22 protein-coding genes are annotated in these 25,358 nt (G+C 59.5%); 19 read left to right on the forward strand and 3 right to left on the reverse strand.

Annotated features, from left to right (window positions below; translation table 11 throughout):
• Window positions 1–7: 7 nt before the first annotated feature.
• Window positions 8–445 carry a hypothetical protein gene (locus MQE22_RS13180; protein ID WP_215851128.1) on the forward strand — a complete coding sequence of 146 codons (438 nt, stop codon included), beginning with the start codon at window positions 8–10 and terminating at the stop codon, window positions 443–445.
• Window positions 446–456: 11 nt separating this feature from the next.
• Window positions 457–1,680, forward strand: coding sequence for a hypothetical protein (locus tag MQE22_RS13185; RefSeq protein ID WP_255789810.1), 1,224 nt, complete (start codon window positions 457–459; stop codon window positions 1,678–1,680).
• A gap of 53 nt (window positions 1,681–1,733) precedes the next feature.
• On the opposite strand, the gene MQE22_RS13190 is transcribed toward MQE22_RS13185, so the two are convergent.
• Window positions 1,734–2,429, reverse strand: a complete 696-nt coding sequence (locus MQE22_RS13190; RefSeq protein WP_255789811.1) for a hypothetical protein — start codon at window positions 2,427–2,429, stop codon at window positions 1,734–1,736.
• A gap of 255 nt (window positions 2,430–2,684) precedes the next feature.
• Between MQE22_RS13190 and MQE22_RS13195 the strand changes: the two genes are divergently transcribed.
• From MQE22_RS13195 to MQE22_RS13225, 7 genes are all read left to right on the forward strand, one after another.
• Window positions 2,685–4,919, forward strand: coding sequence for a DNA topoisomerase 3 (locus MQE22_RS13195; protein ID WP_255789812.1), 2,235 nt, complete (start codon window positions 2,685–2,687; stop codon window positions 4,917–4,919).
• Complete coding sequence (locus tag MQE22_RS13200) at window positions 4,916–5,356, forward strand: 1-acyl-sn-glycerol-3-phosphate acyltransferase (RefSeq protein WP_215851124.1); 441 nt, start codon at window positions 4,916–4,918, stop codon at window positions 5,354–5,356. Before MQE22_RS13195 ends, MQE22_RS13200 begins: the two co-directional genes overlap by 4 nt.
• Window positions 5,328–5,627: a hypothetical protein gene (locus MQE22_RS13205; RefSeq protein ID WP_248884275.1), complete on the forward strand. Its 300-nt coding sequence runs from the start codon at window positions 5,328–5,330 to the stop codon at window positions 5,625–5,627. Before MQE22_RS13200 ends, MQE22_RS13205 begins: the two co-directional genes overlap by 29 nt.
• On the forward strand, window positions 5,624–5,896 hold the full coding sequence (locus MQE22_RS13210; protein WP_255789813.1) for a hypothetical protein: 273 nt from the start codon (window positions 5,624–5,626) through the stop codon (window positions 5,894–5,896). Before MQE22_RS13205 ends, MQE22_RS13210 begins: the two co-directional genes overlap by 4 nt.
• Entirely contained in the window at window positions 5,865–6,473 is a 609-nt protein-coding gene (locus MQE22_RS13215) for a hypothetical protein (protein ID WP_255789814.1), read from the forward strand. Before MQE22_RS13210 ends, MQE22_RS13215 begins: the two co-directional genes overlap by 32 nt.
• Window positions 6,470–8,023 (forward strand): DUF3363 domain-containing protein, encoded by a 1,554-nt coding sequence (locus MQE22_RS13220; protein WP_255789815.1) that lies wholly within the window; start codon window positions 6,470–6,472, stop codon window positions 8,021–8,023. Before MQE22_RS13215 ends, MQE22_RS13220 begins: the two co-directional genes overlap by 4 nt.
• Window positions 8,024–9,563: 1,540 nt before the next feature.
• Window positions 9,564–10,478 (forward strand): VOC family protein, encoded by a 915-nt coding sequence (locus tag MQE22_RS13225; protein ID WP_255789816.1) that lies wholly within the window; start codon window positions 9,564–9,566, stop codon window positions 10,476–10,478.
• A gap of 231 nt (window positions 10,479–10,709) precedes the next feature.
• On the opposite strand, the gene MQE22_RS13230 is transcribed toward MQE22_RS13225, so the two are convergent.
• Entirely contained in the window at window positions 10,710–11,321 is a 612-nt protein-coding gene (locus tag MQE22_RS13230; protein ID WP_255789817.1) for a hypothetical protein, read from the reverse strand.
• Window positions 11,322–11,871: 550 nt separating this feature from the next.
• On the opposite strand from MQE22_RS13230, the gene MQE22_RS13235 reads away from it, so the two are divergent.
• The 10 genes from MQE22_RS13235 (at window position 11,872) to MQE22_RS13280 (ending at window position 23,241) form a co-directional block, all read left to right on the forward strand.
• Window positions 11,872–12,339, forward strand: coding sequence for a hypothetical protein (locus tag MQE22_RS13235; RefSeq protein ID WP_215874156.1), 468 nt, complete (start codon window positions 11,872–11,874; stop codon window positions 12,337–12,339).
• A gap of 3 nt (window positions 12,340–12,342) precedes the next feature.
• Window positions 12,343–13,296, forward strand: a complete 954-nt coding sequence (trbB, locus tag MQE22_RS13240) for a P-type conjugative transfer ATPase TrbB (RefSeq protein ID WP_255789818.1) — start codon at window positions 12,343–12,345, stop codon at window positions 13,294–13,296.
• 302 nt (window positions 13,297–13,598) lie between these two features.
• Window positions 13,599–14,465: a TnsA endonuclease C-terminal domain-containing protein gene (locus MQE22_RS13245; RefSeq protein ID WP_255789819.1), complete on the forward strand. Its 867-nt coding sequence runs from the start codon at window positions 13,599–13,601 to the stop codon at window positions 14,463–14,465.
• Window positions 14,462–16,627 carry a transposase family protein gene (locus MQE22_RS13250; protein ID WP_255789820.1) on the forward strand — a complete coding sequence of 722 codons (2,166 nt, stop codon included), beginning with the start codon at window positions 14,462–14,464 and terminating at the stop codon, window positions 16,625–16,627. Before MQE22_RS13245 ends, MQE22_RS13250 begins: the two co-directional genes overlap by 4 nt.
• Window positions 16,611–18,260, forward strand: a complete 1,650-nt coding sequence (locus MQE22_RS13255) for an ATP-binding protein (protein WP_255789821.1) — start codon at window positions 16,611–16,613, stop codon at window positions 18,258–18,260. The genes MQE22_RS13250 and MQE22_RS13255 overlap by 17 nt, the downstream gene beginning before the upstream one ends.
• Before the next feature lie 10 nt (window positions 18,261–18,270).
• Window positions 18,271–18,714, forward strand: coding sequence for a TniQ family protein (locus tag MQE22_RS13260; protein WP_255789822.1), 444 nt, complete (start codon window positions 18,271–18,273; stop codon window positions 18,712–18,714).
• A gap of 233 nt (window positions 18,715–18,947) precedes the next feature.
• On the forward strand, window positions 18,948–20,297 hold the full coding sequence (locus MQE22_RS13265) for a TnsD family transposase (protein ID WP_255789823.1): 1,350 nt from the start codon (window positions 18,948–18,950) through the stop codon (window positions 20,295–20,297).
• Window positions 20,298–20,382: 85 nt separating this feature from the next.
• Complete coding sequence (locus MQE22_RS13270) at window positions 20,383–22,032, forward strand: hypothetical protein (RefSeq protein WP_255789824.1); 1,650 nt, start codon at window positions 20,383–20,385, stop codon at window positions 22,030–22,032.
• Between the two features lie 308 nt (window positions 22,033–22,340).
• Window positions 22,341–22,700 carry a hypothetical protein gene (locus MQE22_RS13275; protein WP_255789825.1) on the forward strand — a complete coding sequence of 120 codons (360 nt, stop codon included), beginning with the start codon at window positions 22,341–22,343 and terminating at the stop codon, window positions 22,698–22,700.
• A gap of 97 nt (window positions 22,701–22,797) precedes the next feature.
• A complete protein-coding gene (locus tag MQE22_RS13280) occupies window positions 22,798–23,241 on the forward strand; it encodes a hypothetical protein (protein ID WP_255789826.1) in 444 nt (147 codons plus the stop codon).
• A gap of 34 nt (window positions 23,242–23,275) precedes the next feature.
• Here the strand turns inward: MQE22_RS13280 and MQE22_RS13285 are convergent, their stop codons facing one another.
• Complete coding sequence (locus MQE22_RS13285) at window positions 23,276–25,300, reverse strand: heavy metal translocating P-type ATPase (protein ID WP_255789827.1); 2,025 nt, start codon at window positions 25,298–25,300, stop codon at window positions 23,276–23,278.
• Window positions 25,301–25,358: the final 58 nt, after the last annotated feature.

Below are 25,358 nucleotides of genomic sequence, written 5' to 3' on the forward strand. Positions count from 1 at the left end.
AACCCCAATGCTGGAAGACGATTTTCACACCCTCGCGGCGGCGGCAACCGCCCGCCTCTTTGCCAACTTGGTTTTGGTCGCCCAGGAGACCAGCCCTGTGGATCGGCAGGAGGATTTCGACGGCCGTTGCCGGGATCTGCTGACCGACCTGCAGTCCGGCCTCGATGCCTGCTTGCAAGATCCCGGCGAGCGGGAGCCCTACATTTTTGCCCTGCATTACTGCGACGCAGCCAAGGGCAGGTATTGGCACGACCCGGTGGCCTTGGCCATGGAGGCCGGACTCAGCCACCTCGCGCCTGCTTTCGAGGAGTTGTCTCAAACTCCAGCCGAAGCGATCCGGGGCTGGCTCCAAGCGCACGCGGACAAGCCGCATACCCTGGCCTGGCTGTCCGAGCAGACCGCCGCTTTGATGGTGGCGGACGCCTCCACGCAAACCGTTCAGTGAAAGGGGGATCCATGTCTGAACTCGATGACCTGGAGGCGGTGGCGTCCGGAGCACCCTCACCGTGTCCGCAAGAGCCAAAACCCGCGCCCACGCTGGATGGAATCCTGTCTCAGGCCGAAGCCGCGGGACACCCGAAATCCGCTCTGGAGACCCTAAGGTCCCACGCGGATCTGATTCGCCGCATATCCAGGATAGCGAAGATCGACCTGGACGCTGAAATACAAGCCGTCTGGGATCATCTGCCCAACTTCCGGCGGGCTCGGGCAGAGCGGGAGCGTCAGGCGGCATCCCAGTCCACCTGCCCGGCCGAGCGCGCGGCGCGTTTACGCCACGCCGAGCAGCTGGCAACACAAGCGCAGAATCTGGCCAGCCCAAGCGCGGAAAATCGATTCCGGGCCCGTGCCCTAGTGACGGAGTTGTCCATCCGCCTTGCCGCCCGGCTGCGCGGTATAGAGGTGTCCCTGCCGAACGTGGAACCGTCGAGCCTCAGGACCTTCGAGAAGACCTTTCAGGATCATACGCGGGGAGTCGAGGCCTCCGGGATGTCCCGTCAGGACGCCCAGCACACGGCCCGTCTGGCTTTTCTGCAAGCCTTGGTCGAGGCGGACGCCACCCCGGACGATCCGGCAGGCTTGCGGGCGGCTATCGTGCGATACCGCAAGAACACGACCCGGGACTATGGGGTGGAGCCCGGCCATCTGCACGACCAACCGCTGTCCCAGACGCCGCAAGCGATTGAAGTCCCGGCTCAGGTTGAATCCGAGGCCCTGGATACGGATCGGGCCATCGCGGTATCCCGGCTATCCCGATCCCTGTCCCTGGCCGCCGCCGCGGAACTCAACCCCAGGCATTACGCCATCTACCGGGTCCTCTCCGAAAACACGCATCTGTTCGATTGGCGGCTGGGGCCGGACGGGAAACTCGTCTTCGTGAAGCGCGACGGAGCCGGGCGGGGCGAGAATATCGCCGTCCAGGTCATGCAGGAGGTCGGCGGGTATGCCGGCCGAGGGGCGGCCTACCGTGCCGTTCACGACACACTGGACCGTCTCGGGGAAGCTCTCCATAAGTACGGCCGTGACGTGACCACCGAGGATATTCCTGTCGAGAAGCGGACTCGCGCCACCGACCGTCTGACGGCGAGCCGGAAGCAGGTGATGGAAGCGGCCAGAACCCCGCGGACGCCGGCCGAGGCCGTTCCGGTATCCCGGAAGCAGGAAGCCGCCGAGATCGAATAGGCGTCCGCCGACCCCTTCCAGGCCCGCCCACCGTGGCGGGCCTTCTGCGGCCGCTAGCTCAGCATTTCCGCTTCGACACGGACAATGTATTCCTTCGGCTTCCCACACCCATTGGACGCTTTCGTCGGGGCGAGGATGCCCAACTCTACGAAGCGACTGACACACCGGTTCGCCTGAGCGGTGGAGCATCCGGCCTGCTGCGCCACCAGCCCGACCACTCCGTCGAAGATCCATTGATCGCTCCCCCATGTGGTCTGTTCCAGGATGGCCAGCAGCAGCGTGGCGCATCGAGGCGACAGGGTGAGGCCATCCGCGGCCAGTATCCGACCCCGGATGCTGGACGGAAGGTTTTCCTGCCCCGCTATAATCCTTCGCTCCGGCCTCGGCTCCGCCGAGGCCCCCGATCCAGCGCGAACAATGTATTCCTTCGGCTTCCCACACCCATTGGACGCTTTCGTCGGGGCGAGGATGCCCAACTCTACGAAGCGACTGACACACCGGTTCGCCTGAGCGGTGGAGCATCCGGCCTGCTGCGCCACCAGCCCGACCACTCCGTCGAAGATCCATTGATCGCTCCCCCATGTGGTCTGTTCCAGGATAGCCCGCAGTAATGTGGCGCACTGAGGCGATAGGGTGATGCCTTCCGCAGCCAGAATCCGACCCTGGATGATGGGCGGCAGCCTTTTCCGCCCCGCCATCACCCGTTCCCGATCCCAGGTTTTCTGTTCCAGCGTCTTTTTCCGCTTCATGCCTGCGCTCCCTAGTTGGTACCACAAATGATAGCGTGAACGGTTCACGCTATCATAAACGATACCGACTGTTAAATTTTAGCGGAAATCATGGAACGCAAGATAAAGATCCGCACGGGTTTGGTATAGCTTTCCCGTGCGGGTCCTATTTCCGTTTGATTCGGCGCCTGCTCGACCTTTGGCTACAGCCCATCTCCTACCGATCGCCACGGCGCCTGGCTATACCCAAACGCAGCGTATTTTGGGAGATAGCTCATGCCAACCGTCATCATTGCCGAAAAGCCGTCCATGGCTCGCGCCATCCGCGAGGGTCTTGGGGCACAGGCCCGCAACTATGAGATCACCAACGCCTTTGGTCACATCCTGGAGCAGGCGGAACCCGACGCCTATCTGCCCGATTCTGTCCCCAAGACGGCCAAGGGCAAGAAGGTCTGGCGAATGGAGGACCTGCCGATCATGCCTGCCGAATGGAAGAAGTTTCCCAAGCGGGACGCGAAAGACCAGCTCCAGAAAATCGGGAGTCTCTTGAAGACGGCGGATACCGTCATCAACGCGGGAGACCCGGACCGGGAAGGGCAACTGCTGATCGACGAGATTCTGGAGCATTTCCGCTATCGCGGCCGCGTCCAGCGGGTGTGGCTCAAGGCCCTGGATACCGAGAATGTCCGCAAGGCCTTCGCCGCCCTGGAGTCCAACGAGAAATACCGGCCCCTGAGGGATGCCGCCGAGGCCCGCAGTCAATCCGACTGGGTGGTGGGCATGAACCTCTCCCGCGCGGTGACCGTCAAGTCCGGGGACCTTTTCCCTTTGGGCCGGGTGCAGACGCCCACCCTCGCTTTGGTGGTCCGGCGGGATCTGGCCATCGAGCATTTCGTTCCCCGCGACTACTTCGAGGTCTTTGCCCAGTGCCAGCACGCCAATGGAGCGTTTCTGGCGAAGTGGGAGCCCAGAGGGACGGACGGCCCAGGCTTTGATGAGGAAGGCCGGCTGATCGACCGGAAACTGGCCGATGCGATAGCCGCCAAGGCCAGCGGGCCGGGCCGGGTATCGCGTTTCGAGTCCCGGGAGCAGAAGCAGGCGGCACCACTGCCTTTCAGCTTGTCGGCGCTCCAGAAGGTGGCCTCCGCCCGTTTCGGCATGTCCGCTCAGCAAGTGCTGGATACCTGTCAGGCGCTGTACGAGAAGAAGGTCACCACCTACCCGCGTACCGACTGCCACTACTTGCCGGAAGAGCAGCACTCCGACGCGCCCAGAATCCTGCGGGCCTTGCCGGTTCCTGACGCGATCAAAGGAATGTTGGATACCGGTCGCAAGCACGCCGCGTGGAACAATGCCAAGATTACGGCACACAACGCCATCATTCCGACCGGCCAGAGTGCCGCGGGACTCGGCGGGGACGAGGCGAGGCTCTTTGAGCTGATCTGGAAGTCCTATGTGGCGCTGTTCCTGCCGGAGTACCGCTACCGGAGCCTGTCGGCCCTGGTGGATCTCGGGGGCGAGACCTGGAAGGCCACCGGCCGCCAGGATATCGACCCGGGCTGGAAGCGCCTCTATGGGAATATCTCCCTCGATGAGGAAGAAGGCGACGACGAAGCCAGGGCACCGCTCCCGGTCCTGCAGACCGGAGATGCGGTGCGTGGTCAAGGCGGGCAGGCGCAGGCGAAGCAGACCAAGCCGCCAGCACGGTTCACCGACGGCTCGTTGATCGAGGCCATGTCCAACATCCACAAGTTTGTGGAGGACCCGGCGGCGAAGGCGAAGCTCAAGGAGACCTCCGGTCTCGGGACGGAAGCCACCCGTGCCAGTACCATCGAAGGGCTCATTCAGCGGCAGTATCTCCAGAAGAAAGGTAAGCAGTTGATCTCCACGGCGAAGGGCCGCGCCCTCATCGCGTATCTGGAAAGCCAGGATCTGGCCGAGTTTGCGGATCCGGCGACGACGGCTCGTTGGGAAGATTTGCTCTCAGCCGTGGCCGAAGGCCGGGTTCCCGCCGAAAAGCTGACGGCGGCGGTTGCGGACACGGTGCGGGCCGCCGTGGCCAGGCTCAAACAGGGAGCGGCCCTGGCCGCCCCAGCAGGCGGCGGCAAGCAAAACGCCGCCACCCTCCCATGCCCCCTCTGCAAGGGCGACGCGACCGTCCGGCGTCTGGAGTCCAAGACGAAAAAGGGGCTTTTCTTCTGGGCCTGCTCCAACCAGGATGCCCACCCCTTGCTGGCCGACGACCACGGCAAGCCGGGGGAACCTTTTGGCACACGGCAACCAGATAACCGGACCTACGACAAGGGACCGGACTGTGCCCATTGCCATGGTACGGCCACCCAGGCGCGGGCCACGTCCACGGGCAAGCCCTATTACCGCTGCCCTTCCTGTAGCGCCGCCTTCTGGCCGGATCGGGACGATCCGTTGAAATTGGGAACCGAGTGGCCGAAGCAAGAGCCGGCTTCTGGGTCCCGAACGGTCCGGGCCGGCAAACCGAGGAAACGCGCATGAGCGGTCTGCTGATCCTCGCCCGTCCCCATACCTCGCTGCTGGATGGACCCCGGCTGGCCTGGTGGTTGACCCATGCCGTCGGGATGCGCGGGGCGCTGTTCCCCATCGATCCCGATTACGCCCGCCACCCTGTCTGGTCCCGCTTGCTGCGGACTTACGGGCGCATGGCGGGGGGACACCGGATGATAGCCCTAGATTCGGAAAGCCCCTTCGGTTTGCGGACCCTGGCAAGGGCTTTGCGGGGCGGAAACGCCGTGGCGCTCTTTCCGCAGGGAACCGGACTTCGGGAGGGACCGGATCGCCCGGACCGCCCGGGCGCCCAATGGCTCATCCGCCAGACCTGCCCCGATGTCCTCGCAGTGCGTGCCGGGCCAAGGGGTTTTGTCGCGGAGAAAGGAGAGGAGCGCCATGCGCCGGGTATCGAATTTAGCCTTTAACCGGGAGTTCCCCGCGGCGACCGGGATGACCGGACTGCCCGCCGAGAATGCGGTCTTTCTGCGCCGGGATACCCGTAATCCCTATGACCCGGACGCGGTAGGCGTTTGGCTCGATACCCGGCCAGACGTTCCCGTGGGCTGGCTTTACCGTAAGGACAATAACCGCCGTGCCGTGCTTCAGGCGCTGGATCAGGGCAAGGTCCTGCAAGGCCGGGTGCAGATCCGTACCCCGGGCGCCAACGGGCAAAAGATCGTGGTGTTCTGGCTGTGACGCCGGAGGTGAAAGAGCGGGCAACGCGGTTATTGCAGGACCCGCGACGGTATCTACCCCTGCTGTACGCCGCCTATTCCGTGGATCCAGAGACGCAGATGGCCGACTGGCTGGCAGCAAGCCTGGGCGACGAGGCGGAGATGCTCGTCAAGCGCCTCCTGCTGGAGGGATTTTACCGGACGCGGAAGGAAGACCTGATCGGCTATGCCCGTCGTCGTATCCTGGAGGAATGGGGTGATGCAGAAGACGAAATCCGACTTTCAGAATAAGCCGTACATTCCGCCCCGCGCCCTGCGCAAGGACACGCCGGGCGGCACGGTCTGGGTGCCGCGCTGGAAATGGGCCGGGAGGCTTTTTGGAAAGGCCATGCAGCTTCCTCCGGTTCCCGGACCGGCTATGGGGGAAAGTCCCGCCGCCATTGCCGAGGCGCTTGAGCGTGGTTCCGCTTCCCGATCCAGGCCAGAGCACGGAGCCCTATCCGGGGAATCGAAGGCCCAGCCGACGCCGCCAAAGTCCGGTGCGGGCGAAGCGGAGCGCGGAGTGCCGGAGCCTTGGGGGTCCTGGGCCTATCCGCTGCTTGGGGTTTTGTTTTTGCTCGTCATCGCCTTCGCCCTGGGTGCCGGCTACGGGTACCTCCTCGCCGTCGGGCGGCCGCCCCGCTGGCTGTCGAGTGGAGCCGTGGGCGCATTGCTGATGGCCCCGTCCGGGGCGCTGCTCCTGTTGCTGTCGGGCCTCGCCTGCCTGGTGCAAGCCAGGGACGATCCGGGTACCCGGCGTATCTGGCAGGTTACCGGGTTCCTGCTGCTGATGCTGTTTCTGCTGGTGACTTTCGGGGGACTCTTGTGAGCGAGAAGCGATCCGATACGTCGGTATCGGGCAAATCCTTCGTTCGCGGCCGTAGCATCGAGGAAGAGGAACGGCGCGGACGGCCCCAGGCGGCCCGCGTCCTGCGCCGGATCACGGCGGAGCGGCGGGCGCTGCCCCGATCGATGACGGAGGCCAAGGCGGTATCGGGCATCCTGTCTGGCCGCCGGGCGCTCAAGCCCGCGCCGAGCGGTGCGCCGAATGCCGGAGCCGCCCGACGGGCGACGGTGAAGGTCAACTACGTCCCCAACCGCAAGCAGGGACAGTGGGCGGCCCATGGGAGTTATCTGGAGCGTGAGGATGCCCAGAAAGATGGCGAGAAGGGGCATGGCTTCGATGCCAAGCAGGATGAGGTTTCGCTTACATCCCGGTTGCAAGACTGGCAGATAGCTGGTGATCCCCGATTGTTCAAGGTCATTCTGGCCCCGGAAGACGGCGACCGGCTGGACTTGCGGGAGTACACCCGCGACTACATGGCCCGGCTGGCTCCGCATCTGACCGGGCACCCGGAAAAGGTCGAGTGGGCCGCCATCGATCACTACAATACCGGGCATCCGCACGTGCATCTGCTGATCCGCGGCAATAACGGCTTGCAGATCGCCCCGGACCTGATCCGGAAGGGGATGCGCGATCTGGCGTCGGAGGTGGCTACCGAGCGTCTGGGCTATCGCTCCACCGCCGAGGTCCAGCGGGCAAAAGAGCAGCAGATAGATGCCCGCAAACTGACGCCACTGGACCGGGAGATCGAACGGCAGGCCAGGCCCTTGCCCGATGGGATGTCTTTTCTTGCCGAGGTGGTCCGGAAACCCCGAGACCGGGGTTACGCCGACCAGCGACTGCGGATGCGGCGGCTGGAGTCCCTGGAGCGGCTGGGGCTGGCCCAGAAGATCGCTTCCTCCACCTGGGCGCTGGAGGCGGGCTGGACCAAGGCGTTGCGGGAACTGGAAGTCCTGCAGACCCGCACGAAGATGGTCGCCCATGCCCGCGCCCTCATGACCGAACCCCGCTGTCCGCCCCAGGTGACCAGACTCCGGCCGGGGGAACGCCTGGTAGGCCGGGTGCTGGGCACCGGCCTGGACGAGCAGTACGACCGCAGCTACATCCTCATTGAGGGCACCGACTATCGGGCGCACATCGTCTATCAGAACGCGGCCATCAAGAAAGCCCGCGCGTCCCAGGACCTGCAACTGCGGCATCTGGTCGCCATCGAGGGCAGATCCTTCGAGAAGGAGGGGAAGCGTATTTCCTACACTGCCGTCGAGGATTACGGGTTGTCCGTCCCCGACAAGTCGCAGCTGATCCGGATCCCCGAGAAAGTTCTGGACGACGCGCTGGATTCGGGCGCGGCCCCTGCGGAACAGGCTACGACGGGCTATCAGCGGTATTGGCACGAGCAGCTACGGGAAAGGCAAAGGCAGCGAGCCACGGAAAAGGAGAAAACCGACCGTGAGAAGCGGGCTCTTGATGAGGCCGCCAGAGAGCAGGAGAGGAGCGGGAAGCTGCCCGGGCAGCACGATGTGGAGTTGGAATGAATCGATAGCTATACTCGCCAATGGTAGGATCAGGACCGTTCGCATCTCGGGCAGGTTTGCGCGAGCGTAAAGGGTGGTGTCGGGAACCGTCTGGGCAGCAATTGGATGCGGACATTAGTGAGCGCGGCATTTTTGCTATTGGAAAAGATCGGCGGGTCAGAATTCTGGCTTATCCGCATAAGACTGGGAGCGGACATATGAATGGGCTAGACTTGTCTCATGCTTTACGCGTTCTGAGAGGGGGAATTTCATTGTTTTGTCTTATGTTGACCTTTCATGATAAACATTTTGATAACAATTGATTGGACTAATAATTGATGGCGCGCTATGGGACAGAATGATACCTTCTGTCCACATGCAGTAACTCAGTCTCAAGGAAACTAAGAAATACCTAAAGCCTGTATGCAGCGGTCACAACTTTCCAAGGAATAGCACCATGAATAAAAAGGACAACTTCACGAAGTGGGTATCAAGTTTCTCTGGTTTTTGATGGCGGGGACATTGGTTCTCCATCTTCTCCGAGCATCTGGATCTGCGGCATTGAGTGGGGCGGTGACGTATCCTATGAATGGCTGAGAGAAGAACTGGACCATGGCCAAGAACTATCTCCTCCACCAGGATATGAAGAGCCAGAACATAACCTTGGCTATGTATATAATAGAAATACTGCGAAACTACTAGCAGCGATCAATGGGCTAACAGCTGCTGATTACGAGCAGTTTGCTCTGCAAGAAAAACCATTCACAACTGGACAGAACGGATACTTTAAACTCAACCTCTATCCGCTTCCATTCAAAAACACTTCCCCAGACAGATGGGCGATATGGTTACACGAACTTACCGATATTTCTAGCAAATATGAATACATGGATATATGCAGGAAATATAGATTTCCCTTTTTAAGAGAACTAAAACAAAAACACAAACCAAAGCTCACCATATGCTTTGGGAAAAACTACAAAAATGATTTTGTTTCAGCTTTTGGAGATGATGGAATTCATCTAAAAGAAGAAGTAATAGGGGATCGTGATCTGTATTGGTTCTCTTCGGATGGCGGGATAGTAGCTATATGCCCATTCCCAACAAGTCAGTACGGGTTAAATAGCAACGAGCTAATCGACTCTTTCGGGAAGAGGATAAAAGAAATATCTAATAAAAATATTCGCTAATAAAAATTGGCTAACATCATGCGATGGAGGTAAAATGTCAGAAACATCTATGTCTTCAAGTCTTAAGCACTGTGCCACATGCGAATTTTGGTCTGGACCACGCAAACCAGCCGACAGTTTTATGAAATACGTGCGGTTTGATACGACAGATAAGGCTCAATGTCTAGGAAAGCACAAGGGAACCTCAAAAGCTGGCAGCAATAACTGCTCATCATGGAAAAAATGGGGCGTTCTAAGATGATGAAAAATTAAGACTAAACATCAACTTCTGAACATGATCTTATCGTGCATAGCCATATCTCTACCACCGTTTTTGAGAATTTGTGCAACATGGCCAATCCCAGCTCGACGGGTCCATGAAGGAGCAGCCCATGAATCAGACGACGCCCCAGATCGACTCCACTTTTGTGGTCTTCGACGCCAACGGTACAGCTACACCCATGCCGGTGACCCCGGATTTCTGGAACGAGCTGAATCAACGCTTCGGCGACTTCTCCGGCAGGACGCTGGTCTCTAGTTTCCACTTCGCAGAGGACTGGCCGACCTGGGAATGCCATCCCCATGGTGATGAATGGATCGGCCTGCTCGACGGCGACTTCGAACAGCACATGGACCTGCCAGACGGGCACGACGGGCCGCGCCAGGTGCGATTAAACACGCCTGGGGAGTTTGTCATCGTGCCCAGGGGCGTCTGGCATACCGCCAAGATCCGGGCGCCGAGCACCGCGCTATTCGTCACGCCCGGCGAGGGCACGCTGACGCGCACGGCAGAGCAAATCCCGGCAGCGGCTACGCAGAAGCCAGCCTGCGCGTCCATGTCTCCAGCGCTCAGTACGCTGCGCCTGAACCAGTTGAACCTGGTTTGCCGCGATATCGATGCCACCCTGGCGTTCTACCGCGCCCTGGGCCTGCCCATCCATGAAGCCCCGCGCGGGGCCGATGGCATCCGTCACGCCAGGGCCAGTCTGCCCGATGGCGTTCTGCTGGAATTCGACAACGAAACCCTGGCACGTGTTTACAACGCGGGTTGGCGGCAGCACGCCGCCGACATGCACAGCCAAAGTCGCAGCGTGATCGGCTTCATGCTGGCGACGCGCGCCGACGTGGATCGGCACTATGCCGCGCTGATCGACGCCGGCTACGCGGGGCGGCAATGCCCCTTCGATGCCTTCTGGGGCGCACGCTATGCCATCGTGGCCGACCCTGACGGGCGCGATATTGGATTGATGAGTCCACTGGAAGCACAACGCCGGAGCTGGCCACCTATGGATTCTCCCGAGCCATGAAATACGCAGGCCACGAGCCAGTGGCCTGCTTCTTTTTTCGACCGTTTTTGAGAGGCACCAAATGGTGAAAATTGTCGCAAGGTAAATCAATGGCTTGAAATTCTCGAAATGCTTTCTCGTTATGGAGCCAGAGTTTTCAGCCATGATGATGTGTTTTGAGAACACGATGGTCAGCTTGCTGAACGGCAGCTTCCGCTGCCCTTCCGCAGTTGAGCCCTGTTGGTCGGCGAGTTATTGGATGTGCTGGCCGTTGTTGGTTAATATTTTTTCTGGACTGAAATCGGGAATGTAGAGGTCTGGGATGAGGCAATCAGGCTTGGGCGTGCCTGTAGCCTCAAAGAAATGCTTTCTAAGGAGAAGTGATGCTGCATAGGCTGCGTACGCTAATCGGTTCACAATTATTGTCCCACCGCCTTCTGTAAAGTGGGCGGTTGATTTACTTGCTGTGATTAGTGCTTCTATCCAAATGTTTTTTAGAGTGTCTGGCTCTAGCTTCGGAGAAAGTATGGAAATTGCTTTGTTCAGTGGCACCAGTGGTAGATCAAAACTCTCTATAGTTAATGCATAGGATGCATTAACTAAGGTTCCATTATTTAGTTTTATGCCCAAGAAGTTAAGTACGCTCCTGATGGCCATAATTCCAGAATCAATGAGAGCTCCAAGCACCGGATCCGACTTTTGTCCTTGGATTTCTAAAATACCGATGTTGATTGAAAACGACTCAGGCCGAGGGCCTTTCATGAGCACGGAATCACACGCCAGAACACATAATTCCAATGCCGCCAAACGGTGAGGTATATATTCAAGAGCGAATTGGTTCTTGGTGAAGGAGTTGTGTCCCATATGTTTTCCCAGGTTCTAGCGTTGACGCCTAACGTTTGAGTTATATGTCACTTCGCGGGCGTGAACGATAAGAAATCCTTTATGGCTAAAACTCTAATGGCTTCTGAGTCTTTGTCGGAGAGAGGTATTTTACAAACTCTTCAAATAATGCAACTTGCTCCGCAAGATCAACGTCGGTATACACCATTACTGGGATGCCGAGTTCTTTAAAGAAAACCTTCAGCTTCTTCAATTCTTTCTCGAAGTTCGCCTTGGCTTCATCATTAATTTCCTTTTGACTCTCCCCTTTTCTGTCCGCAAATGTATCATGACTGCGGCGTCTGTCAAGGCAGCGTCGGTCGAACGGTTTCTGGTCGGCCGCCGGTGAGCCTGTCCGCTGCGAGCTACAGAGCCGGTTGCTAATGCCGCCTGATGATGGTTCGGCGCAGGCGACCCTTTTTGCTCTCCGGATACCCGCGAGATCTGCCGCCCTCAGGATCCATCCGCAAGCCCCTACCTATCCCCTTTTGGTCTGGCTATACCAGAGCAGGACGATGAACAGGAGGGGCCCATGCCCACGGTATTCGGACAAGTAAAGCTCATCGGTTGTTATGCCGACCGTATCGAGAAGGAATCCCGGGAGAAGCGTGTCTCCCGGGCCGCCTTGATCACGGATTATGCGCTTCGCGGCATCGAGGCGGCCAACGCGGCGGGAGACGGTGATCTACGTAGTTTCGAGCGGCGCATGTCCGCAACAATCCTGGCGCTCCGGGGGGATGTGGAGGCCGTGCAGGCCGAGTTGGACACCCTCACGGCCATGTTCGACATGTTCGTCAAACTCATGCTGCTGCACCTGCCGGAGCCGGTTCTCGATGAGGCGGAGGCCGTCCGGTCCTCTGCGCTGACTCGCTACGAGCGGTTCCTGACGCAGGTGGCCCAGATGGGATTCGACGGGGACCGGCCCCGGGCGTTGCGCCGGATCGCCCGGCTGCTGGAGCAGCGCATCGCGATTGAAGACGAGAACCCGACGGAGGAATGACCCGTGACGCTGCACGCCATCGACAAAGCCAAGGTCGAGGCCCATTCCCGGCTGATCGAGCAGATGCGCCGGATTCTGGGAGAGAATATCTGCGCGGTTTTCGACGACCCATCCTCCGTCGAGATCATGCTGAACGACGACGGAAGGATCCTGGTGGAGCGGCATGGGCACGGGATCACCGAACTGACCCGTATGAATCCGGCCAAGGCGCTCAACTTCCTGGCCCTCATGGCGTCCTGGCGGGAAACGGTGGTGGACCGGAACCGGCCCATCGTCGAGGGGGCGATGCCCGACGAGTTCCGCCGGGCTCGCTTCGCAGGCTGCATCCCGCCTCTGACGCCCATGCCGACGTTCTCCATCCGCCTGCCCACGACCAAGATCTTCACCCTGGAGGACTATGTGCACGCCGGCATTCTGTCCCCGGATCAACGGGATCGTCTGACCGAAGACTTGGATAGCCGCAAGAACATCCTGGTGAGCGGCGGGACCGGTTCGGGCAAGACCACCCTGCTCAATGCCATGTCCGATCACATCGCCCGCGTTTCCGGTCTGGATCAGCGCATTGTTATCATCGAAGACACACGGGAGATCGTTTGCAATGCCCCCAACACCGTGCAGATGCTGACGGACCCGGACGCCAATATCGACATGACGCGCCTCCTGAAACTGACCTTGCGCTACCGTCCGGACCGCATCTTTGTGGGTGAAGTGCGCGACGGCGCCGCTTTGGCCCTGCTCAAGGCCTGGAACACCGGCCACCCCGGGGGGCTGGCCACTCTGCACGCGAATGACCCGGAAGCCGCACTGGTCCGTCTGGACCAGCTTTGCCAGGAGGCGGGGGTACCGTCCCAGACCGCCTTGATCCGGGAAGCCGTGGACGTGGTGATTCAGATCCGGCGCGAATCTGCCCACCCGGTAGGCCGGGTGGTTTCCGATATCGTTTGTTTCGATCAGTGAGGATTAGCCCATGTGGTACGCTCTTGCTCCAGAACTCCAGATTCCGGTGGTTCCGGTAATATCGGTCCCGGTGGTGTTGCATCGGAGTCCGCCGGTAAGGCCCAAGCCAAGTGTCTCTTTCTTTTCCGATCCCCCCGCGACCTTTTTCTTTGACGTGCGGCTACCGGCCAGCTATCGCGTCAGTTGTTAACGGACAATAGAGTATCATCCTGGACAATAGAGTTTCATCCCGAACAATAAAGTATCATCCTCGACAATAGAGTGCCATCCTGACCTTGCGCTCCAGAGGTAGTGGAGTATGCTTGCCTAATGATCAGCTAGGAGAGGATGCCTTGGCACGCCAACGCTACGGTATCGACGAAGACCGGATCGCACGCCTCCAAAAGGAGGGACGTGGTCAGGGGCGTGGCGCAGGCTACCACCCCTGGCTTACCATCCAAGACGTGCCCTCCCAAGGGCGGTCCCACCGACTCAAGGGCATCAAGACCGGGCGAGTGCATCACCTGCTCTCGGATATTGAGCGCGATACCTTCCACCTGTTCGATTGGGCAGACGCAGTCACGGACATCCGCGAACAGTTTCCGCTGGATCGCGACATCACTCGCCGTATTGCGGATGATCTTGGGGTTATCCATCCCCACGACGTTGGCAGCGGCACCCCTCTAGTCATGACCACGGACTTTCTTGTGGACACGGTCCACGATGGACGTGTGGTGCAACTGGCGCGAGCGGTAAAACCTGCGGAAGAACTTGAAAAGCCGCGGGTGGTCGAAAAACTGGAGATTGAACGCCGTTATTGGGCGCAGCAAGGCGTGGATTGGGGCGTCGTCACCGAGCGGGACATCCCGAAAGCGATGGTTCGCAATATCGCCTGGGTTCACAGTTATGCCGTAATTGACCAGATGAGTCAGCCCTACGACGGCTACTACGATGAGAAAGCAAGGCTGGTGTTACGAGAACTTCCGTCGCACCCGGGGCCTACCCTCCGGCAATTCTGCGCCGACATGGACCTGCAGTTTTCCATGTCTGCTGGTGACTGTCTCCTTCTTATCCGCCACTTGCTGGCCACGAAGGCAATCGTCTGTCCTATGGATGGGCCTACGGACGACTCCAAGCTTTTGCGTCAGTTTCGAGTGGCGGAAGGTGAATCCAGGAGGGCCAGCGGATGAGGGGTCTGTCGGTCAACCAATTGCTGGAATACCCCGATGAAGGGAAGATCGAAAGGATCCTCTGGGTAGATCCCGCGATGAGCGGTCTCTACGCCATCGACATCCATGCGCCGACCGCCATGCCCGTTTTCCGCGAGGCGGAGGAAATGGAGCGGATGCGCGAGACGGGAGAGTGGCGTGTCACCGAGGCCGATCCCTGGCTGGCGTTCCTGGCCGACGAGGGCATCCCGGAAGCCTATCGGTCAAAGAGGGACCGCGCCTGGGCCATGATACGCGCGCTGATTTTTGACCAGCCCGCCATCTTCCAGTCCGTTTCCCGAAGCCGGACGGTCCAGGTAGCGATGGCGGAGACGGGAGCCACGAAGCAGACAATCTACCGCCTTCTGCGCCGCTACTGGCAGCGCGGCATGACGCCGAACACGCTGCTTCCCGATTACGACCGCTGCGGAGGTCGGGGTAACGAAAAGCCCTCTTCCGGGAAAAAGCGTGGCCGGACTGCGGACAGGGACGATTCGGGCGTCAACGTCACGCCACAAATGCGGGAAGTGTTTCGTGCGGTGGTCACCGGGAAATTCGCGAAGAATGATCAGATGGATTTTCGGGCCGCTTATGACGAATTGATCGCAAGCGCTTTTTCTGAGCGGGTCATCAATGAGCGGACCGGGCGCCAGGAACTGGTGCCCCGCAAGGACGTCCCCACCCTGAGGCAGTTCCGCTACTGGTTCGACAAGGACAACGACGTTTTTCGGGTCGACCGCATCCGCCGCACGCCGCGTGTGTACGACAAGGACCGGCGCGCCCTCCTGGGATCGTCGACGGCGGAAACGGTCGGCCCCGCCTCCCGGTACCAGATCGACGCGACCATCGCGGACGTGTACCTGGTGTCGCGATATGACCGTACAAAGATCGTCGGGCGGCCGGTGCTGTACATCGTCATCGACGTGTTCAGCCGCATGATCACCGGCGTGTATGTGGGGTTCGAGGGTCCTTCCTGGGTCGGGGCGATGATGGCCTTGTCCAACACCGCCACGGAAAAGGTGGAATATTGCCGCCAGTTCGGCGTCGAGATCGGCGAGGCGGACTGGCCGTGCCAGGCTTTGCCAGACGCTTTGCTCGGCGACCGGGGAGAGATCGCCGGCAGCGCCATTGAGACCCTCATCAACAACTTCCAGGTGCGGGTGGAAAACGCCGCGCCCTACCGTGCGGACTGGAAGGGCATCGTCGAGCAGCGATTCCGTCTGATTCCCGCCCGTTTCAAGGCTTATGTTGCCGGCTATGTTGCCCCGGATTTCCAGGAGCGCGGTGCCAGGGACTACCGTCTCGACGCGACGCTGGATATCGACCAATTCACCCGTATCGTCCTCTACTGTATTCTGTACTACAACAACCAGCACCTTCTTCGGGATTACGAGAAATCGCCCGACATGATCGCCGACGGAGTCCAGGCGATCCCATCCGACCTATGGGACTGGGGGATTGCTCATCGAAGCGGTAGCCTGCGCGCCTTCCCTCCAGAACGGGTGCGATTGAGCCTGCTGCCGAGCGGCGAGGCGACAGTCACGGCCACCGGCATCCGCTATGCCGGCTGCTTCTACAGTTGCCAGAAGGCGATCGAGGAACACTGGTTCGAGCGCGCGCGACAACGCGCGCGATGGAAGGTGCGGATCTCCTACGAACCGCGCTGCATGGACGAGATATACCTGCAGGACGAGACGGGACGGGGCCACTTCATTCCCTGCGCTCTGACCGAAAAGAGTCGGCATCACCAGGGCCGGACGCTATGGGAGATCGACCAAATCCGTCAGGAAGAAAGCCGGGCCGCGCGCAACCATGAGCGGCAGATTCTGCGCGGCCGCATCAACCTCGCCGAGAACATCAAAGGAATCGTTCAGGAAGCCCAGACCATGCGCGTGGACGCGCCCGATCCATCCGGCAGCAATCGCCAGCGAACGGGCAGCATCCGCGAAAACCGTCGCGTGGAAAAACGGGAGAACCAGGAACGGGAAGCCTTCCGCCCCGGTCGGCGCCGGGAGGATGCTTCGGTAAAAGGGGAAATCCTCCCCTTCCCCAAGGGGAATCCGGAGGACGACTACAGTCTGCCGGACATCACGGAGATTCTGCGCGCGCAGAACGAAGAGCATGGCGATGACGACGCGGGATGACGTGACCGACTTGCCAGAATATCGCGACAACCCCTTCATCGCGCAGTTGCCGCCTCTCTTGTCGGCGCGCGAAGCCTTGCGGACCATGGCCGCGCCTCCGATCTTCAACGAAAAAGAGCGTGGCTACGCCGCCCACCTCCGGGCGCATTGCGTCCTGCGCCTGAAGAATTATTTCGAGCCGCTGGAGAACCATCTACAACTGGAAGCGAAGTTCGGCATGCTCCTCCGCCAGGGGTATCTGAGCCGCAATCCCAACACTACCGATTATATCCGCCGTCTCCAGGACGGCTACGAGCGGGTTGTCGGGAAGGATCTTGCCGCTGTCCGGCGCCCGATCCGTTCGACGGCGAGCAGCTTTGCTCTGGTTGGTTGCTCCGGCATCGGCAAGAGCTACGGCATGGCCAGGGTCCTGGAGCTGTATCCGCAAGTCGTCCACCATGCCGAGCCCTTCAGTCTCGACCAAGTGGTCTGGCTGAAATTGGATAGTCCCTACAAGGGGTCTCCCAAACAGCTCTGCATCAGCTTTTTCCAGGAGATGGACAATCTATTGGGCACCCGCTACCGCGCCCGGTACGGGGCCAGCCGAAGTTCCCTGGACGAGATGATGGTCCAAATGGCGCAAATCGCCAACCTGCACGCCCTGGGCGTACTGATCGTCGACGAGATTCAGCATATCAAGGAAGCCCCGGGCACTGGGGCAGACGCCTTGCTGAATTTCCTGGTGACGTTGGTGAACACCATCGGTATCCCGGTGATCGTTATCGGCACGCTGGGCGCACTGCCGCTGCTGCAAGGGGACTTCCGCCAGGCGCGCCGCGCCAGTGGTCTGGGAAGTCTGGTCTGGGAGCGCCTGGAAGAAGGCGCGACCTGGAACCATTTTGTCGATCGCATGTGGATCTATCAGTGGACGCGGGAAGTCTCGCCCCTGACCGGCGAGATCCGCCAAGCGCTCTACGAGGAAAGTCAGGGCATTGTGGACGTGCTGGTCAACCTTTTCATGATGGCGCAGTTGCGTGCTATCCAACTCGGAGTTCTACGAGGCAGGGCTGAACGTATCGATGCGGGCTTGCTGCGCCAAGTCGCGCGCGAGCACCTCCGCCTGATCCATCCCATGATCGATGCGTTGAAGCGCAACGACCGGGAGGCGATCGCCAAGTATGATGACATCCGCCCCCTGCATGACCACATTAGGCAAGTATTCGGCGACTCCCTTGCGCGTCTATCCGATCTGCCCTCCACGGCAGCCCGCACGCCCGCCATTTCCGCGACGGAAGACGATACCCGTGTGAACGATGATGACGGCCCGATCCTGCGTGCCCTGGAGGATCTGGGGCTGGCCCGCGATATCGCCAAGGTGTTGTTGGCGGAAGTCCAAGCGGAAAACCAGGGGCTCTCGGCCCTGGACCTCGTGGCAGTCATCTCAACCAGATTGCGCGAACGAGGACCGGAGCAACCGACCGCCAAGACGCGGCGGCCGACGGCGCGCGACAAAACCGCCAAGGCGCAAGGCCCGTCTGACAAACAAGATCTGAGAATTATTATTGCCGCCGGGAAGAAGGATGGGCTGCCCGCCTACGAAGCGCTGCTGGGGGCTGGAGCGATCAAACCACCCATGGTGGATCGCGCAGGGTGACGGTCCCCAAGTGCTCGCCTATTTCCCCGAAATTTACCCCGACGAACTGCTTTACAGCGTGCTCGCGCGCTATCACCTTCACGTTTGTTCCCGAAGCCCGAAACAAACCATGCGGGATTTATTTGGTGCAAACGGTGTGCGTGCTACGGTTGATTTGCAAAGCCGCGTGGCAGCGTTGAGCCAAAGAATACCGGCCGATCGCGGACTCGGTCCGGAAAGACTGACTAAGGATTTTACCCTCTACCTTTATTACACGGCATTCGAGCCGAAGTCAGTGGGACAATCCGTACTGGCGTCTTTAGCGGACGGCCCGGCGGATGCCGTGCATGTGCGTCTGGGTATTGCGGCGAGCGCGATTTCGGCTCCGGCATACTTACGGTATTGTCCCATCTGCCTTGGCGAGATGTTGAGCCGCTATTGTAAACGGACAATAAAGTTTCATCCTGAACAATAGAGTTTCATCCCGGACAAAAAAGTATCACCCTGGATTGCGGCAAAAATGGGTAAATAAAGCGCCTCAATAACGAAGAATCAACAGGTTGCGCAAATCTCAGGATGATACTTTATTGTTCTGGGAGCGGCTTACAAGGGGTTCCTCTGACTGATTAGGATGATACATTGCCGCTGCGAGGCTGACGGCGTGAGGCGTCAATCAATGGGTTGCAGCGAATATAGGATGATACTTTATTGTCCGTTAACAGCTATGGAGAAGGATATTGGAGGCGCAGCCATCAACTCCCCGGCGTTCTGGTTTGTCCGGAACATGGCGCGGCCCTGGCGGACAGTGCGGTCTCTCAAGGTGACGGTAACCAGCACGAATTCATCGCCGCGGATCAAAAGAACTGTTCGCCGGTGGCGGCACTCCCTTCTTGGGCGAGTAGCCCGCGCCAAGTGACGCTGTTGCAAGAGATCGCCAAGCGGAGCGCGGCGTTGCTCGATCATCCGCCAGTGCGCTTTCGTGATTGGGGTGCGTATTATCGGGGCGCAGTGATTGATCGCGGCTTCGACAAAGGCAAGGAGAATGTCGCTCAGAACCTTCTCAGGGAAGCAATTTTAAGCCTGTTTGAACCAGTAATCGACCTTATCCCCGGTGGTCTCGGCGGCGATTGGCCTACGGCCATGGTACGGAAACACAGAAAGGCATTTCATCCGTTGCGGCATGTTCTATTCCCGATTTTTTTGGACAAACGGTCGTCGCAACGGCGGACGGCACCCCCCTTCGGCAAGGGACCGTGGCCCTGCTTCAATCGTCTGGCAGACCACTATGGGCAGAATGTGATCCACGAGATTGCTGTTCGCCATGATCAGGATCGGGTGATTGGTCGATTTTCCTGCGCCTGCGGATTTGTGTACAGTCGAGAGGTGGGATCAAGGAGTTCGCCGCGCATTTTGGACTTTGGCCCCCTACTGGATGATCAAATCCGGCAGAAAGTGGCGGAGGGCCTGGGACTCAGGGCGGTAGCCGGATATCTTGCCATTGATCCGGGGACGGTGAGGTTGCACGCCTCCCGACTCGGGTTGAACGTGCCCTGGAAGCCCTTAGCCGCACGACATTCCCGAACATTGGTGCCAGACTGTGATGCCATAAGAACACGGTGGTTGGACATGCAGCAGAATTACGCTGATTTGTCACGTCGGCAACTGGCGCTCCTGCTACCCAAAGAACACTCGTGGTTGTACCGCCATGACAGGGAGTGGCTGGAGCAACACTCACCGACGGCACTGCACAAGAAATGGTCTGATCAGCGTGTGGACTGGGAGACATTGGATCGTAGCATGGCGATCCAACTGCGTAAGGTCGCGCGGGAAATCACTCGGGAGGTTCCGCCGCAACGCGTTACCCAGGCGGCTTTGGAGCGCAAGTTGGGGCGGCCGCGCCGGATGTCAGAACGACAGGTAAAACTGCCTAAAAGTATCGGCGTGCTTGGCGAGGTCATGGAAACCACCGATGCGTTTCGGTTGCGTCGCATTGTCTGGGCTACCGCAGAATTGCATCGCCAGGCGTTGCCTGTGCGATCGTGGCGGGTACGCCGCTAAGCAGGGCTGCCTTCGATAGCTTCACCGAGCGTAGAAACCGCCTTGGCCGCCTTGGAAATAATGGCTGGATCCTCTGAGGTATAAATTGATCAGAATAGACGTATTGCGCAAAGTGCCTGAAGATTTGACGCTACACTGGCTGGCCGGAGTCGAACAAGACGATAAAAAAGGGTGGCAGGTCCGTATAGTCACCCGCGGCGTGTCGTCAGGCGAATTTGCCATGTGGCGCGTACCTATTGGGCTGTTCCCGGTGCTGGCACTCGGTTATCGCTTCTCCGACAGTAGATTGCTCCCAATAACCTACGGCGAATATTCGGAAGTGATTATTCCCAATCTGGCGGCAGGAGAGGAACTCAACTCGTCTGACATTCCGCCAGAATTATATTCGTTTGAAGGCAAATCACAGGGGGTACAGCGACTCTTGCGTTATCGAGTGGATCAGGTGGAGTATTTGGTCCCGACCATGGAACTCATCCGTAGCCTGTTTCTACATAATAAAACGCTTGCCAATCATATTATGCAGCCTGGAGGCATCATGACGCTCTTCAGGCCGGTCGAACCTGGGTTTCATCCTCGGCTGCAGCTCGATTATACCCAGCAAATGCCAGTGAGATCACTCAAGAGGTCATTTATCTTGGAATTTTCTTGGCTGGCGGTGGATCCTGAGGGGCAACGCGCCTGGGACAGTGTTTACGAACGGACATTCAAACAAAAGTATATGACCTTTGATCCTCCCGATCTGCATGACTGTGGAATTAAGTTTCGTGGAGTGCGGAAAGGAAATCAGTGGCTTATCTTAGAAATCTCCGAGTTCACGGGGAAAAGGGTGCCCTGTGACGTTTTATATTTCTCTCATCCGTCGTTGGGGAAAACGATTACGGTGCGGATGCCAAAAAGTCAGCCCAAAAGGCGTGGACCAGACGGCGGTCCGTCATCAGGTGACGTTCCTGTCATAGACACGGTAGGTTCGGGTAGTAGGACGGATGTTCATCAGCCAGCCCTGCCGATATTGACCAGAACCAGCATTTTTGACCGGGAAATCGAAGTGCGTCGGGTGGATAAAAAAGATCGGATACGTGTTATCAGGCGTAGAAACAAGGGTGCCGCAGGCACCAGTGAAAATGGGGGGAAGACCCGAAAATATCGGGGAAGTGGAAAAACGCCACCGCCTAAAGTGAGCGTTTCCCCTGAGTCTCTGCACGACGATCTCCTGCCCATGGAGTTTCAGGTGCTTGCGGTCGAGAAAGGTGAAGGTACGGACGATCTAAGGCGATTGATGCAGGTGGTCCGTACCATGGCGAACGGGTTAAAAGATGTCCGTGTTTTGACGGCGCTGTGCCGGCTTGAAACCGGGCAGGCCTTTTCCATGGTCGGAAGGCGCCAAAGATTATGCCTGGTTGCCGTATTTTTCCAGGACAAGACGTTCCCGGTGGTGTTGCTGGATGTGGAGCATAGTAACAAAATGGCTTTGTCTACGCTGCTGCTGCGATTCAAGCGTAGTATCGGGCTTCGAGATATCGAAAACCATATCCTGTCGATTCTCCACCGGCTGGATTGTCGGGGAGGGCGTTGGGACGTTACGGAGAATGAAGGCGACCAGCTTGCTCATTATGAGCGGCTGCGGAAGGTGATGAGACCTGATCCGGGAGGTAATGAGCAACAACAGAATGGCGTTTGGGCAGAAAAGCTGAAGAAAAAGATCTTTGAGACTCCCGGCCCATCCGCTTCCACGTAGTGATGAGTATCGCGAGGCTTTCGTGCCCCAGGCGTTGGTTACCGAAGAAGGCGGATCGTGAAAAGCTCTCCATCCTCAATTAGCTGAGGCTCGGTGCCATTGTGTTCCCTCCCCGATGCATTTGATGAGGGTTGGCAGCTATATCTTTCGGCATTCAGCACCCGGTAAAGGATGTCAAAGTCGAAAAGGGCGGTGCGGCGACTGGTGCTCATCGCCGAATCGTGGGTTGTTGAGTCTGGAGGCCTTGCAGGTGATTCGGCTGACCAACGGGCAGTCACTGGAGTTTATTCTGGCCGTGCCTGCGCGCTTTGCCCGCCGCCGAGTGGCGCCCGCCCTTCATTGTCGTCACTGATGTAGGGCGATCTCTGGATCTCTACGCGGAGTTCACTCGTTCCGGCGGCACCTACGTCCCCTATCCCGATCCCGGCCATCACCGTATCCGTTTGCAGGACCTGCGCGATCCCGTCGTAGTCCAGCGTTTACGCCAACTCTGGAACGACCCGGACAGTCTTGATCCCAGTCGCCATGCCGCCCGCGTCACCCGCGCCATTGCTGACCGCCAGCGGTGCTGCTCCCGGCGCGGATCGGGCCGCGTTCACACGGGATATGGGCGAAGCCTTGGAGCAGTACTATGCCGTGGCGGCGGCTCAGGCGCCTTCCTTCGCTGAAATCGTGAACCAGTTCAGCCGATTGGGTCAGCGTTACAAGCTCCGAATACTGCGCCAGTTCTTGTTCGCTTTCAGGGCCTTTATCATTGTGGAGTCGGTGGCGCGCGACCTGGACGCTCGTTTCAACATGCTTGCCACCTTACAGGCCTTTACGCCGCACTTGCTTGCGCGGCAATTCCTCCCCGACATGACAGAAGCCTTTCCCGGCGCCTATCGGGCGCTCTTCACTTTGCGCCGGGCCCTGACAAGGTTGCCTGTTTCACTCACCCGTGCGTTACAGCAGTTGGCTAAGGGTGAACTGACTGTAACGGTTGCCAACGCGCCTATGGAAGAGATCCCGCAACACCTTGATCGCGCCAGCAACCGCCTCAGCCTGAGCCTGATCATTGCCGCCGTCATCATCGGGTCATCCCTAGTCATGGCCGTCCACACCGGTCCCCACTATCTGGGGATTCCGCTCCTGGGCCTCCTCGGCTACTCGGTGGCCAGCGCATTCGGCCTGTGGTGGGTGACAGCGATCCTGCGTTCGGGGAAGTTCTGATCAGCGACATGCTGGCTGCTTCCCGACCCATGCGCTAGGCGGTGAGCCGAACCTTCTGAAGGAGCTTGGCGTTGATGGAAACGATCACGGTGGAAACGGACATCAGGGCCGCCCCCACGGCTGGGGACAACACTATGCCGATGCTGTAGGCCACCCCGGCCGCAAGCGGGATCGCTACGACATTGTAGCCGGCACCCCACCACAGGTTCTGAATCATCTTGCGATAGGTCGCCCGGGAAAGTTCGAGGATGGCCGCCACATCCCGAGGATCGGAACGGACCAGCACGATGTCCGCCGACTCGATGGCGATGTCCGTACCCGCCCCGATGGCGATCCCGACGTCCGCCTCCACCAGGGCGGGGGCGTCGTTGACGCCGTCACCGACCATGGCCACGCGCAATCCCCGCGCTTTTACCTCCTTGATCTTCTCCGCCTTCTGCTCAGGGAGCACTTCGGCGAAATAGTCGTCAAGCCCCATTTCCTGGGCCACCCAGCGGGCCACCGCTGCCGAGTCGCCGGTCAGCATCATCACCTGCACGCCCATTCCCTTTAGCCTCGCGAGGGCTTCCCGCGATTCTGCTCGAATGATATCGGCCAGCGCGATCGCCCCTGCCACTTTCTCGTCGACGAGCAGGTATACCACCGTTTTGCCCTGGGATGCCAAGGCCCCGATCCGCCCATCGCTGACATCGAGGCCGTGCTCCTTGAGATAGCCGGGACTTACGACTTTCACGTTGCGTCCTTCCACGATGGCTTGCGCGCCCTTCCCGGGGATGGCCCTGAATTCCTTGGGAGGCTCGAAGCTGATGCCCCTCTCTTTGGCATCTGTCACGATGCCGGCGGCGATGGGATGCTCCGACTGACTTTCGAGGGCCGCGGCGAGCCGCACCACATCGTCTTCGGCGTATCCGCCCAGCACGACCACATCCGTGACGCCGAACCGCCCCTCCGTCAAAGTCCCTGTCTTGTCGAACACCACCGCCTGCAGTTGGCGCGCCCGCTCAAAAGCAGACCGGTCCCGGATAAGCAGCCCATGCTGCGCCGCCAGGGCGGTGGACACGGCGACGACCAGCGGAATCGCCAAGCCCAGGGCATGGGGACAGGCAATCACCATGACTGTGACCATGCGGGCCAGGGCAAACTCGAAGTGCTGGCCAAGGACCAGCCAAGTGGCAAGGGTAAGCCCCCCGACACTCAACGCGGTAAGGGTCAGCACCAGGGCCGCGCGGTCGGCCAGGTCCTGGGTCCGGGAGCGGGACTCCTGTGCCCGGCGCACCATCTCGATGACCTGTGAAAGATAGGTTTCACTGCCGGTCTTGTGGACCTCGACGGTGATACTCGACTCTCCGTTGACCGAACCGCCGATCACTTCGTCGCCGCGCCCCTTCTCCACGGGCTGGCTTTCGCCGGTGAGCATGGCCTGGTTGACGGTGGTTCGCCCCTCGACGATCAGACCATCTGTAGGGATTTTTTCGCCGGGCTTCACCAGCACCCGGTCACCGCGCTGCAGATTGGCGACCGGCACGTCTTTCATACCGTCCGGGGCCACGAGATGAGCCTCGGAAGGCATCATTTGCACCAGTTTTTCCAGTGCGCCGGATGCCCCCATGACCGATTTCATCTCGATCCAGTGGCCGAGCAGCATCACATCGATCAGCGTGGCGAGTTCCCAGAAGAACACTTCGCCCTGAACCCCGAACACGACGGCACTCGAGTAAAAATAGGCCACGCTGATGGCCAGGGCGATCAGCGTCATCATGGCTGGCTTGCGGGTTTCGAGCTCGGAAAATAGTCCTTTCAGGAAGGGCCAGCCGCCGTAGAAATAAACCCCGCTCGATAGTGCGAAAAGCACATAGGACGACCCCGTAAAGGCAAGAGTAGCCTCCAGTCCCAGCAGATGCTGGATAAGCGGTGACAAAAAAAGGATAGGGATCGTCAGTGCCAGTGACACCCAAAACCGCCGCCGGAAATCGGCGATCATGGCGGCATGGTTGTGACCGCCGTGCGCACTGGAATGAGCGGTACCCATCCCTTGTTTCTGATGTCCCGAATGGTCCATAGAGTCCTCTCCTTTTACCGCCGCAGGAGCTTACAACGCCGGTTGCCGATTTCCGACC

Source organism: Acidithiobacillus sp. YTS05 (assembly GCF_024396695.1).
Taxonomy (GTDB): domain Bacteria; phylum Pseudomonadota; class Gammaproteobacteria; order Acidithiobacillales; family Acidithiobacillaceae; genus Igneacidithiobacillus; species Igneacidithiobacillus copahuensis.